We start from the raw sequence: 11036 nt of genomic DNA on the forward strand, positions 1-11036 counted from the left end.
GATGGATATCGCGCTGCTGCGCAGCATCGCAGCCACCAAGCGGACTGCCAGCGGGGAGCGCTGCGAGATGTGCGGCGAACCCATCAGCGAAGAACACCAGCACGTCGTCGATGTGGAAAGCCGGGCCATGCTGTGCACTTGCCGACCGTGCTACCTGCTTTTCACGGACGCGTCCGCAAGACTCCGGTACCGCGCCGTGCCCGACCGCTACCTCTCCTTCCCCGATTTCGACCTCGGCCCCGGCCAGTGGGAGGAGCTCGAAATCCCGGTGGGCCTTGCCTTCTTCTTCTACAGTTCCAAGCTGGCGCGCACGGTCGCCTTCTATCCGGGCCCCGCGGGAGCCACCGAATCCGAACTTTCGCTCGAGGCGTGGGGGGCAGTGCTGGCACGCAATCCGAGCCTGTCTGCCGCCGCTGCTGATACGGAGGCGCTGCTGATCCGTGGTCCGGGGCCTGAGCGGGCGCAGGCGGAATGCTATGTGGTTCCGGTGGACGCCTGCTATGAACTGGTGGGCCAGCTGCGCCGTGTATGGCGCGGGTTCGACGGCGGACAGCAGTCCCGCGAGCAAGTCAGCATGTTCTTCGACCATGTCAGGAGGCGCTGCCGGCCGGTGCGCGAGGACCGCGGCGGCGCCGGGCAGGGAGGTCCGCCGTGACGGGATTGTCCTTCACGGTGCTTGACATCCAGCCCGAGCCCTACGCGGCGGTTCCCCAGCTGACGGCCCGGTTGCGCGTCAGCGAGTCCAGCGGCGCCGTCGTCCACGCGATCGCCCTGCGCTGCCAGGTCCGTATTCTGCCGCAGCGGCGCGGCTATGGTCCGAGTGAAGAAACAGGACTGCTGGATCTTTTCGGTGAGCGCGGCCGCTGGCCCTCGACCCTGAAGTCCTTCCTCTGGCTGCAGTGCGCCACCCTCGTCCAGGGATTCACCGGCAGCACCGAGGTGGATCTGCCGCTTCCTTGTACCTTCGATTTCGAGGTCGCGGCGGCCAAGTACCTGCACGCCCTGAATGAGGGCACCATCCCGTTGGAACTGCTGTTCTCCGGCACCGTCTTCACCAGAGGCGAGACCGGGTTCACCGTGGAACAGGTGCCGTGGGACCTCGAGGCTTCGTATCTGCTGCCGGTGCAGGTGTGGCGCCGGTTGATGGACCTGTATTTCCCCAACACCGGCTGGCTGCGGCTGGACCGCGAAGTGCTCGCATCCTTGGCCCGCTTCAAGGCAGTCCGCGGGCTCACCTCCTGGGAGGCAACCATGGAGGCGCTGCTGGCCGGTGCCGCCGCAGACGTTGTGGGTGATCCGCCGCGATGAACATGGGTTTGAGCCTGGCCCGCGCCGTCGCCGATGCTGTCCTCTACGAGGGATACCTGCTCTACCCGTACCGCGCGTCGTCCCGAAAGAACCAGGCACGCTGGCAGTTTGGAATCCTCGGCCCGCCCGATGCCGCGGCGGCGGGGCACGGCGAGGAACAGCTCATGTTCGCGGACTGCCTGCTCAAGGCCGGCCCGAAGGCAGCGGTGGAGGTGCACCTGCGCTTCCTCCAGCTGCAGACCCGGACCGTACAGGAAAAGTGCGACGACAGCGCGTTCAGGGCCGTGGGAGAGCTCACCGTGGGCGCCACCCGCTGGCTGACTTGGGACGAAGCAGCGGAGCAGGAGATCGTTCTGGGGCCGTTTGCGCTCGCTGACCTCGCCGGACCACAAGGAGACGGGCTGGTGCTGCCCGTCGACGTGCCGGCCGGCCAGGACACGGAATTGCTCACCGACAGCGCCGGGCAGGTCGCCGGCCGGCTCGTGCGCCGCCGTCGCCGGCTCCGCGGAGAGGTCAGGCTGAACCCGACGCCACACGCCGACAGGGTCATCCGGCTGCGCGTCACCGTGGAGAACCGCGGGCCCGCTCCGGACGCACCCGAAGCTGCTGACAAACAGGACTCCATCGCCTTGTCCTTTATCGGAACCCACGCTCTGCTGACCCTGCAGGACGGGGATTTCCTCTCCCTGCTTGAGCCGCCGGAAGCGGCACGAGCCGTTGCCCGGTCCTGCACACAGCATCGCTGCTGGCCGGTCCTCGCCGGGCCCGAAGGGCAGACCGATGTACTGCTCATCTCGCCCATCATCCTCTACGACCATCCCGCCGTCGCCCCGGAAAGCTCGGTGGAGCTGTACGACTCGACGGAGATCGACGAGATCCTCACACTGCGGGTGCTGACCCTCACGGAAGAGGAAAAGGCGGAGGCCCGGGCCACTGATCCGCGGGCGGCAGCGGTGATCGATCGTTGCGCCGCGATGTCGGCCGAGGAACTGCAGCAGCTGCACGGCGTCCTGCGCGATCCGCGCGCCCCGGTCTTCCCCACGCTCATCGAAGAGCCGGCGGCAGGATCCGCAGGGAGCAGTGGACCGAAAAGCCTACCGTGGTGGGATCCCGCGGCGGACGCCAGCGTCCATCCTGACGAGGATGCCGTGCTGATCGAAAGCGTCCCGGTCGCCCGCGGCAGCCGGGTACGAGTCAAACCGGGTCGGCGGGCAGATGCCCAGGACCTCTTCTTCGCCGGCCTGACGGCCAGGGTCACCAGCGTCCATTTCGACGTCGACGGCAGCACGCATATTGGCCTGGTCTTCGAACAGGACCCTGCCGCGGACCTGCACGAGGGCTACGGCCGATCCTTCTACTACGCGCCGGACGAACTGGAGCCTCTTGATCCTGCCCCGTCCGGCGGGCAGTCAGAAACCCAGCGTGGAAGGGAAAACCAATCATGAAAGCACTGGGCGTGGTGACCATGGGCTTGCTTTCCGCCGTGGCGCTCGGCCTCGTCTACGTCGGGCTGCGGTCGCTACCGGACCTCCGGCGCTACCTGAAGCTGAGCCGCATGTGAACAGCCGGCTCCAACCACACGCAGCCGCCGGCAATGCCGCGACGGCTTTCACCGGCCGCACGTTGGTGGCCGGCGTCGGCAATATGTTCCTGCGCGACGACGGCTTCGGGCCAGAGGTCGCGCGGCGCCTTACCGCGGCCGCGGGCAGCGCCCGAGCGGGGGTGAGCGTCGTCGACTATGGAATCCGAGGGATGCATCTGGCGTACGACCTGCTGGCCGGCGTGGACGCGTTGGTCCTGATCGATACTGTCCCTCCGGACGCGCATGGTGCTGAACCGGGAAGCATCAGGATCCTGCGGGTCGGTGCCGAAGACCTTGCGGAAGCTGGGCCGTTGGACCCGCATGGCATGGATCCCGCTGCCGTGTTGAACCGGCTTCGCTCCCTTGGCGGCACACTGCCGCCTACCTACGTGGTCGGCTGCGTGCCGGCCGATACGACGGAAGGCATCGGGCTTTCGCCGGCGGTCGCTGCGGCAGTCCCGAAGGCGATGGCCGCCGTCGTCACGCTCCTCGAAGAAAACGTTCCCCATCCCAGCTAAGGAGGTACCGCCATGTGCCTGGGAATACCGGGGCGGGTCATTGAACTCGTTGAAGGCTACGGCGATCAGCTCGCCCTCGTGGATGTCGCCGGGGCGGAGCGGAGAATCAACATCGGGCTGCTGGATGACGGTCCGCCGGAAGCCGGCAGCTGGGTCCTGATCCACATGGGCTTCGCCTTGAAAAAGGTGGACGCAGAGGGTGCGGAGCAGGCGATGACCGGCCTCGAATTGATGGGGCGCGAGCGGGAATCCGGGAGCGAGTTGCCCTAGATCACGCAGGCTGGAACCGAACAGCACTTTCTACCGAGGAGGACACCATGTACGAGGAACCACAGTCCGGGTCCGGTGAACAGGAAGAACAGCCCGAGACCGACCGGCTGGGCAACGACTTCAACAAGGGCACCAACCCTGCACCCGGCGGACAAACGGATACGGGCGGCAGCGCCGTTCCGCCGTACCCGGGCAGGAGCACCGGCCGCGATGAGCCGGCCGAGGGCACCGCCCGCGCCTGGGGCAGCGAACCCCCGGCGAAAGAGCCGGAGCAGCCCGGGCAGGAGGAGACTCCCGCCGATGCGCAGATGGCTCCGGAAGGGGTCGGCGCAAGCATGACCCGCGGGGGCGAAGAAGTGGTGAGTCAGGACGGCAAAGAGCCAGGCCGGGAAGACACCGGGACCCAGGGGGCGGCGGAGCGTCCAACGGGCACTTCGACGACCCGCGATTCCACCGCCGTCGACACCAACGAGGAACCGGGAGAGTCCGCTCCACAGGCGCCGTAGCCCGTGCTTCCCGCCTGGGGGCTGACGGTTCCCGGGGCTAACGTTCGAGCGCGATCGCCGCGCCTCGATGTTCGACGCCCTTGTTGGCGATCTCCAGGTGCCGGGCGGTGAAGTGCTGCAGTTGCCGCAATCCCCGCGGGGTCAGGACGTCACACACCCAGTCCCAATGAAGCGAGACGACATCCCCGACCTTGAGTTGCTCCACGAAACCCGTTCCCGCCACGGCGAATTTCGCGGTCTCGACCACCGGATCTCCGACCGAAAGGAACGTGCCGTCCCAGACCAGCTGGGGCGAGCGGACCACCGCCTCGTCACCGGCAATTCCGCAAACCTGTCCCCAGCGGATGCGGCACCGGTCGAGCACGTTGAGCGCCGTGGCGTACCTTCGTTCGTCCCGCAGCAAACCCAGCCAGGGGTAAATCTCGAAGACATGGAAGCTGTGGTGGGGAACGCCGCCGGCCAGGACCCCTTCCACCAGGTGCGGGAACTGCTGGCCGGTCCGAGCGCGGAAACGGTCCTCCATGGAATTGCCCATGTTCCGAATCCCCACGGAATCCAACAAGCTATTGCCGACCCAGTAGGCCTCGACAACTCGACGATCCAACGGATCGTGAATGCCGGTCGACCCGGCGATCAGCTCCAGATACGGGTACGCTCCGGCGAATCCTTTCGCGAGTTCGCGGAGCCCCTGATCCGTGATTCCAGTCTGTCCATAGTGGAGAAGCGCGTCGCTGTCCGGCGGACCGCAGCTGCCCCGGGCATTGGGCGGGTAAGCATAACGGACAAACAACTGGGCGCCGTCGATGACCATGATGTGCCACCTTCCGCTAATGCGTGCTTCGACGGTAGCACCGGGCTTGACACACCGGCAAGGAAGATTAGCGGCGATCAGCTTCGGACCTTTTTTGGTCGCCGCTTGCCCAGCGACTTTTGGTCGCCGCTTGCCCAGCGACTTACCCAACGCACTGGGGCACGCACCCTGGTTCGTGGGCACGGTAGATGAGGCTCATCGAGGCGTTGACAGGCCTGATGCCGAGGGCGATGCTGTTAAACCGAAGCACCGCTAAGCCGAAGTACCGCGGCCTCAGCGACCCTGAAGCCGAAGTGGCGCCATGCGACAGCATCCGGGGAGCAAGCCCATGACCGCAGAAATCAACCGCCGGTTAATTCTGCAGGCCATCGGGCTGGGCGGCGGCGTGGCCTTTTTAACCGGCTGCGGTGCCGGCAACTCCACCCCGGTGCAAACTGGCGGCAGCACGTCTACAGGCATCAGCTTCCGTGACCAGCAGGGCAAGATGGTCACTTTCGACCAGCCGGTCACCCGCGTGGTGACCATTCCGATGCCGGCGGCCTCGCTGCTGGTGGCGGTGGACGGCGGCGCCGACCACCTGGCCGCCATGCATAACGCATCCTGGGTGGCAATGCGCGACGGCATCCTCGGCAAGATCTTCCCCCGGGCGCTGGAGCTTCCACACGAAATCGCCACGCAGGATTTCACGCCCAACGTCGAGAGTATACGGGCGCTGAACCCTGACGTCGTTATCCAATGGAGCGATGCTCAACTGGTGGCACCCTTGGAAAACGCCGGGCTGAAAGTGATCGGCCTGGTCAACAACGGCCAGCAGGAGGACGTGGACGCGTGGATCGCGATGTTCGCCGCCATGCTCGGGAAGCCGGAGCGGGCCACAGAAATCAAGGAGCACAGTGACCGCGAACTCGCGCAGGTCAAGAAACTCGCGGCTGGGCGCAATGGTACCGGGCCGAGCATCCTCTACTTCAACCGCTTCTCGGGAGGCCTCAAGGTGGCGGCCGCCAAGACCTATAACGACTTCTATATCAAGCTGATAGGCGGCACCAATCCCGCCACCGGCGAGGACGCGCTGCCTGGAACCGGGATGGTGGGACTGGACGTGGAACAAGTCCTGCGCTGGGATCCGGAAGTCATTCTGCTGGGCAATTTCGACGACGCCATGCCGCAGGACGTGTACTCCGATCCGGTCTGGAAGGACGTCGCCGCGGTCCGGTCCAAACGGGTCTACAAGGTGCCGCTCGGCGGCTACCGCTGGGATCCGCCGGGGCAGGAATCGCCGCTCATGTGGCATTGGCTGAGTGATATAGCCTTCCCGCAGCAGCATTCCACGTTGCGCGGCAAGATTGCCGACTACTACCGGATGCTCTACAACTATCGGCCCACCGCCGCGGACATGGATCGGATCCTCTGGACCGAGCAGAACCGCCAGTCCGCCGACTACCAGCAGTTCAATGCTGGATGAGGCGGCCCATCCGCGGTCGAAAAAACGGCGAAAGGCGGCCGGCCGCTCACCACAACGCAGGGTTACCCGCGAGCGGCCCGGCGGCCCGTCTATTTTCGCACCTATCGCCGTCTCCGCCGGCCTGCTGACCGTCGCCAGCCTGGTGGCACTGGCGGTGGGCCGCTACGACGTCCCGCTGTGGCACGTAGTGCAGATCCTCGGCGCCCAGCTCTTCCCCGCTGCCCCCGACGTCAGCCCCACGGAAGAAAGCGTCGTTGTGCTAGTGCGCTTGCCCCGGGTCCTGCTCGCACTGCTGGTGGGGGCCGGGTTGTCGATCGGCGGGGCTGCCCTGCAGGCGATCTTCCGCAACCCGCTGGTCAGTCCCGAGATTATCGGCGTGTCGGCCGGCGCATCCTTCGGCGGCGCTTTGGTCCTGCTGCTTGGTTTGGGTTCGCTGATGCTGGTCACCGGCGCGTTCGTCTTTGGACTCGTGGCCCTCGTCCTGCTCTTCCTGATCACCTCCGGGCGTGGCGGGACGCCACTGCTGATGATCGTGCTGGGCGGGGTAGTCATTGGCTCGTTCTTCTCCGCCCTCGTCGCCTTCATCACCTACATCGCAAATCCGGACACCACGCTGCCGGCCATCGTCTTCTGGCTGCTCGGCAGCGTTGCGTCGGCTACCTTCGCGAAGGTGCTGGTGGCGGCAATCCCGGTCCTGCTCGGCGCCGTCGTACTCTTGGCTCTGCGCTGGCGGATCAATGTGCTCTCCTTGGGCGACGACGACGCGGCCGCGCTGGGACTGCGCCCCGGGACCCTGCGCTGGGTAGTGCTGGTGGCCGTGGCACTGATGGTCGCAGGTGCCGTAGCCGTCAGCGGAGCAGTCAGCTGGGTGGGCCTGGTCATCCCGCATATGGCGCGCATGTGGGTGGGGCCCGACCACCGTGTGCTGTTGCCGGTGACGTTCCTGCTCGGCGGAACCTACCTCATCGTGATCGACACCATCGCCCGGACGCTGACCGCCGGGGAGATTCCGCTCGGAGTGCTGACCGCCTTGATCGGCGCCCCGGTGTTCTTCGTCCTTTTGCGCCGGAACCGGGACAGGATCTGGGACAGTGCTTGAGCTAGACGGCGTTGGGTTCGGTTACAGCCCGGGGACGTGGACGTTTCGCGGCGTGAGCTTCGCAGTGCCCGCCGGCACCGCGACGGCCGTGTTGGGCCCTAACGGAAGCGGAAAGACCACACTGGTTCGCTGCGCAGCCGGATTGCTGTCGCCGGTGGAAGGCGCCGTCCGCCGGGACGGAGATGCGGGCTACGTGCCGCAGGCCCATGGGAGCGCTTTCGCCTACCCCGCACTGGAGATGGTGCTGATGGGGAGGGCCCGGCAGGTCCGCTTTTTCCGCTCGCCCGGACCGGCCGATCGAGCGGCGGCACTGGAAGCGATGGACCGGATCGGCATCGCCGGACTGCAGGACCGGCTGTTTCCGACTCTGAGCGGCGGCGAGCAGCAACTGGTCCTGGTCGCCCGCGCCATCGCCACAGGCTGCCCCGTGCTGGTTCTCGACGAGCCCGCCACCGGGCTGGACCTCAAGAACCAGGCCCGCATCCTGGCGCTGCTGCGCGAACTAAGGTCCGACGGCATGACCGTACTGCTGAGCACGCACCACCCCGACCACGCGCTGTACCTAGCGGATCGGGTCGTACTCATGGGCGGATCCGGGCCGAGAACCGGGACGGCGGAAGAGCTGCTCACCGACACGGAACTCTCCGCACTATACGGCGTTTCGGTCAGCACCCTCCCATATTCCGACGGAGACACCCAACGGCGCACCATCGCTGTTCATTACGGACGGCTCTGACCCGTGGCCCGTCCGGTCAGCCCATCGGAGAAGTCAGGCCGTACCGGGCTATGATGCCCGGCAACCACGGCGCCTCGCCGAACTGAAGACCGTATTCGGCTGCCAGTTTGCCGATGGCCTCCGGATCGGGTGGTCCTCCGGCTTCCAGCTGATCGGCCACACCCCAGAAGAAGTGCTCGAAGCCGGCGGGACTGATCACTTCGATCATCCTCGCCGGAATTTTGCCTGCGTTCCACATGGTGTGCAGCTCGCCGCGCGGCTTGGTGATGTAGCCCCCGGCACCCAGCACCGCCTCGCGCTCACCGGAGCGGAATCCGATCTCGCCTTCAAGCACGATCGAGTACTCATCCTCACGGGTATGCAGGTGCGGCGGAACCAAAGCCCCGACCGGGAACGGGTGCTCCACGATCGAAACCTGCTCGTTGGTCTGTTCGCCGAACAGTTTGAAGACAACCCCGATACTTCCAAGGCTGCCCTGGCGTCCTTCCCCTGGCTGCACGACGGTGAGCCGTGGAGCCTCCTCAGCGCCCATGACGGGACACCCCTTCTCAGTTGGTATTCGTATCCGTTTCCTAAACAGACCCACTCAGATGCTCGCCGAACGCCCAGCTGCTGCGATTAGTTGGCCCCGTACGGGTCCGGGCGGCCAGCTCACTGTACGGCCCGGTGGCGCGGGCTGTCCGGGTTCATCAGCGAGTGCTTGCGGCTGTAGAACGTGTAGATGACCAGGCCGATGATCAGCCAGACAGCGAAGCGCAGCCAGGTTTCCCAGTGCAGCTGGAGCATCAGGAACAGGGAGGACAGGACGCCGAAGGCAGGTACCACGGGCATCAGCGGCAGCCGGAAGCTCCGCGGCACCTCCGGCCGGGTGCGCCGCAGCACGATCACCGCAACACTGACCACCACGAAGGCGGCCAGGATGCCGATGTTGGTCAGGTCGGCTACGGCCCGGATGGGGAAAAATCCTGCCAACAGCGCTGCTGCGCCGCCGGCGATCCAGGTCACCCGCTGCGGGGTGCCGTGCCGGTCCGTCGCCGCGAACCAGGACGGCAGCAGCCCGTCGCGGCTCATCGAGAACCATACTCGGGTCACGCCCAGCAGGAAGGTGAGCATCACGGTCAGGATCGAAACCACGGCGAAGGCGGCAATGATCGTGGCCACGGTCGGCAGCCCGACCGACTCGAAGGCGGACGCGAAACCAGCGGTGGGGCTGATGTCCGTGTAATTCTGCATGCCGGTCAGCACCAGGGTGGCCAGCACATACAGCGTCATCGCGATGCCCAGCGACAGCAGGATCGCCTTAGGCATGTACTTCTTGCCGTCTACGGATTCCTCCGCCGCCGTGCTCATCGCGTCATAGCCGAAGACCGCGAAGAAGACGGTGGCGGCCCCGGCCAGCACCGGACCGAATCCGGAGGGCATGAACGGGGTGTAGTTGTCCGGGTTCACGTAGAAGAAGCCCAGCCCGATGATGAAGAGGATCAGCGCGATTTTCAGTCCCACCGCTATCAGCTCGAACCGGCCGAAGGTGCGGGTCCCGCGGCTGAGGATCCAGGCGATCAGCAGACAGACCAGAAGGGCCGGCAGGTTGAGCACGCCGCCTTCGACTGTGTCGCCGGTGCCCTGCATCCACGCCGGCACTTGGACGCCGATGCCGTCCATGAAGGCGGTGAAATAGCCCGAGATGCCGAGGGCGACGACGGCGACGATGGCCGTGTATTCCAGCAGCAGGTCCCAGCCGATGAACCAGCCGATGATCTCCCCCAGAGCAACATAGCCATAGGTGTAGGCGGAGCCGGCAAAGGGGATCATGCCCGCGAATTCTGCATACGACAGTGCCGCCGCCGCGCTGGCCAGGCCCGCAATGAGGAAGGAAATGAGCACCGCCGGGCCGACCGGCTCCGCGTCGGGGCCGCCGTTGGCCACCAGCCCGGCCAGTGTGAAGATGCCGATGCCGATGATCCCGCCGACGCCGATCGCGGTCAGCTGCCACAGGCCCAGGCTTTTGGAAAGATGGCTTTCCCCGCTCTCCTCCACCAATTCTGTGATCGGCTTGCGCCTGAGGATGGATTGGGAACCGCTCCAGATAGACATGCCGGACTCCGATGCTCGAGCCTGCATCTGCCGCCGGAACCCTGCGCCAGGGGCGGCTCCGCCGTGCGGATGCCCTGTACGATTTAGAGTATGGACCGTGCGCCGCCTGCTGGGAATAGTTTTGCGGCCCTGAACATGCAAATCCCGCCACGCCGGTGGCGATCTCTACCGTGCTTGGTCCCGGCGGACGGCCGCGATAGCGTCAAACCGTGGACAAGCCGAAGACCGTAGACGAATACCTGGCCACCTTCTCCGAAGACGCCCGTCAGCTGTTGGACGAGCTGCGCGCGCTGAGCCGCAGGCAGGTACCCGAAGCCGCGGAAGCCTTGAAATGGGGTTCTCCGGCGTACTCTCTCGACGGCACCATCATGTTTGTTTATGCCGGCTACCGGCAGCACGCGAACTTCGTTTTCACGCCGAGCACCCGGGCCGCATTCGCGGACGAACTGAAGGATTTCCGAACAGGCAAGGGATCGGTACAGCTGCCCTACGGTCAACCCGTTCCCGCCGAGCTGCTTGAGAGGATGATTGACCACCGCATCCGGGAATTCCGGGAAGACGGTGTGTTGTGGATGTAGGTCCTCTCGTGAGGCCGGATTCCGGCCATCGCACCCCTGTTGTCCGTGCACCGTTTGGGTTAGGGTGGGCGC

At 65.9% G+C, this 11036-nt stretch carries 14 protein-coding genes; 11 read left to right on the top strand and 3 right to left on the bottom strand.

Features of this window, described 5'->3' with window-relative positions:
* Position 1: 1 nt before the first annotated feature.
* From AC5RW2_RS08230 to AC5RW2_RS08260, 7 genes are read left to right on the top strand one after another with little or no spacing between them, the layout of a single operon-like run.
* Complete coding sequence (locus AC5RW2_RS08230) at positions 2–655, top strand: DUF5947 family protein (protein ID WP_493962976.1); 654 nt, start codon at positions 2–4, stop codon at positions 653–655.
* Complete coding sequence (locus AC5RW2_RS08235; RefSeq protein ID WP_493949649.1) at positions 652–1308, top strand: DUF6084 family protein; 657 nt, start codon at positions 652–654, stop codon at positions 1306–1308. Before AC5RW2_RS08230 ends, AC5RW2_RS08235 begins: the two co-directional genes overlap by 4 nt.
* Entirely contained in the window at positions 1305–2753 is a 1449-nt protein-coding gene (locus AC5RW2_RS08240) for a hypothetical protein (protein WP_493962975.1), read from the top strand. The genes AC5RW2_RS08235 and AC5RW2_RS08240 overlap by 4 nt, the downstream gene beginning before the upstream one ends.
* Positions 2750–2869: a DUF6893 family small protein gene (locus AC5RW2_RS08245; RefSeq protein WP_493949651.1), complete on the top strand. Its 120-nt coding sequence runs from the start codon at positions 2750–2752 to the stop codon at positions 2867–2869. Before AC5RW2_RS08240 ends, AC5RW2_RS08245 begins: the two co-directional genes overlap by 4 nt.
* Positions 2866–3408, top strand: a complete 543-nt coding sequence (locus AC5RW2_RS08250; RefSeq protein ID WP_493949652.1) for a hydrogenase maturation protease — start codon at positions 2866–2868, stop codon at positions 3406–3408. Before AC5RW2_RS08245 ends, AC5RW2_RS08250 begins: the two co-directional genes overlap by 4 nt.
* A 12-nt stretch (positions 3409–3420) precedes the next feature.
* Entirely contained in the window at positions 3421–3678 is a 258-nt protein-coding gene (locus tag AC5RW2_RS08255) for a HypC/HybG/HupF family hydrogenase formation chaperone (RefSeq protein WP_493949653.1), read from the top strand.
* 47 nt (positions 3679–3725) lie between these two features.
* Positions 3726–4184 (top strand): hypothetical protein, encoded by a 459-nt coding sequence (locus AC5RW2_RS08260; protein WP_493949654.1) that lies wholly within the window; start codon positions 3726–3728, stop codon positions 4182–4184.
* A 37-nt stretch (positions 4185–4221) separates the two neighbouring features.
* Here the strand turns inward: AC5RW2_RS08260 and AC5RW2_RS08265 are convergent, their stop codons facing one another.
* Positions 4222–4995, bottom strand: a complete 774-nt coding sequence (locus tag AC5RW2_RS08265) for a DUF6390 family protein (RefSeq protein ID WP_493949655.1) — start codon at positions 4993–4995, stop codon at positions 4222–4224.
* Positions 4996–5323: 328 nt separating this feature from the next.
* Between AC5RW2_RS08265 and AC5RW2_RS08270 the strand changes: the two genes are divergently transcribed.
* From AC5RW2_RS08270 to AC5RW2_RS08280, 3 genes are read left to right on the top strand one after another with little or no spacing between them, the layout of a single operon-like run.
* Positions 5324–6457: an ABC transporter substrate-binding protein gene (locus tag AC5RW2_RS08270; protein ID WP_493962974.1), complete on the top strand. Its 1134-nt coding sequence runs from the start codon at positions 5324–5326 to the stop codon at positions 6455–6457.
* Entirely contained in the window at positions 6447–7556 is a 1110-nt protein-coding gene (locus AC5RW2_RS08275; RefSeq protein WP_493949657.1) for a FecCD family ABC transporter permease, read from the top strand. Before AC5RW2_RS08270 ends, AC5RW2_RS08275 begins: the two co-directional genes overlap by 11 nt.
* Positions 7557–7608: 52 nt before the next feature.
* Positions 7609–8292: an ABC transporter ATP-binding protein gene (locus tag AC5RW2_RS08280; RefSeq protein ID WP_493962973.1), complete on the top strand. Its 684-nt coding sequence runs from the start codon at positions 7609–7611 to the stop codon at positions 8290–8292.
* A 16-nt stretch (positions 8293–8308) separates the two neighbouring features.
* Here AC5RW2_RS08280 and AC5RW2_RS08285 read toward each other — a convergent pair whose 3' ends face one another.
* The gene (locus AC5RW2_RS08285; RefSeq protein ID WP_493962972.1) at positions 8309–8824 is read right to left on the bottom strand and encodes a cupin domain-containing protein; all 516 of its coding nucleotides are present in this window, start codon (positions 8822–8824) and stop codon (positions 8309–8311) included.
* Positions 8825–8943: 119 nt separating this feature from the next.
* Complete coding sequence (locus tag AC5RW2_RS08290; protein WP_493962971.1) at positions 8944–10386, bottom strand: amino acid permease; 1443 nt, start codon at positions 10384–10386, stop codon at positions 8944–8946.
* Positions 10387–10595: 209 nt separating this feature from the next.
* On the opposite strand from AC5RW2_RS08290, the gene AC5RW2_RS08295 reads away from it, so the two are divergent.
* Positions 10596–10964 carry an iron chaperone gene (locus AC5RW2_RS08295; protein ID WP_493962970.1) on the top strand — a complete coding sequence of 123 codons (369 nt, stop codon included), beginning with the start codon at positions 10596–10598 and terminating at the stop codon, positions 10962–10964.
* The last annotated feature ends 72 nt before the right edge of the window (positions 10965–11036 follow it).

The sequence above is a fragment of the Arthrobacter sp. B0316-1-20 genome (assembly GCF_059091865.1).

Bases quoted from the DNA above. Each gene is read 5' to 3' on its own strand.
- AC5RW2_RS08230 (WP_493962976.1), top strand. From the start codon at position 2: ATGGATATCGCGCTGCTGCGCAGCATCGCAGCCACCAAGCGGACTGCC.
- AC5RW2_RS08240 (WP_493962975.1), top strand. From the start codon at position 1,305: ATGAACATGGGTTTGAGCCTGGCCCGCGCCGTCGCCGATGCTGTCCTC.
- AC5RW2_RS08245 (WP_493949651.1), top strand. From the start codon at position 2,750: ATGAAAGCACTGGGCGTGGTGACCATGGGCTTGCTTTCCGCCGTGGCG.
- AC5RW2_RS08255 (WP_493949653.1), top strand. From the start codon at position 3,421: ATGTGCCTGGGAATACCGGGGCGGGTCATTGAACTCGTTGAAGGCTAC.
- AC5RW2_RS08260 (WP_493949654.1), top strand. From the start codon at position 3,726: ATGTACGAGGAACCACAGTCCGGGTCCGGTGAACAGGAAGAACAGCCC.
- AC5RW2_RS08265 (WP_493949655.1), bottom strand. From the start codon at position 4,995: ATGGTCATCGACGGCGCCCAGTTGTTTGTCCGTTATGCTTACCCGCCC.
- AC5RW2_RS08270 (WP_493962974.1), top strand. From the start codon at position 5,324: ATGACCGCAGAAATCAACCGCCGGTTAATTCTGCAGGCCATCGGGCTG.
- AC5RW2_RS08275 (WP_493949657.1), top strand. From the start codon at position 6,447: ATGCTGGATGAGGCGGCCCATCCGCGGTCGAAAAAACGGCGAAAGGCG.
- AC5RW2_RS08285 (WP_493962972.1), bottom strand. From the start codon at position 8,824: ATGGGCGCTGAGGAGGCTCCACGGCTCACCGTCGTGCAGCCAGGGGAA.
- AC5RW2_RS08290 (WP_493962971.1), bottom strand. From the start codon at position 10,386: ATGTCTATCTGGAGCGGTTCCCAATCCATCCTCAGGCGCAAGCCGATC.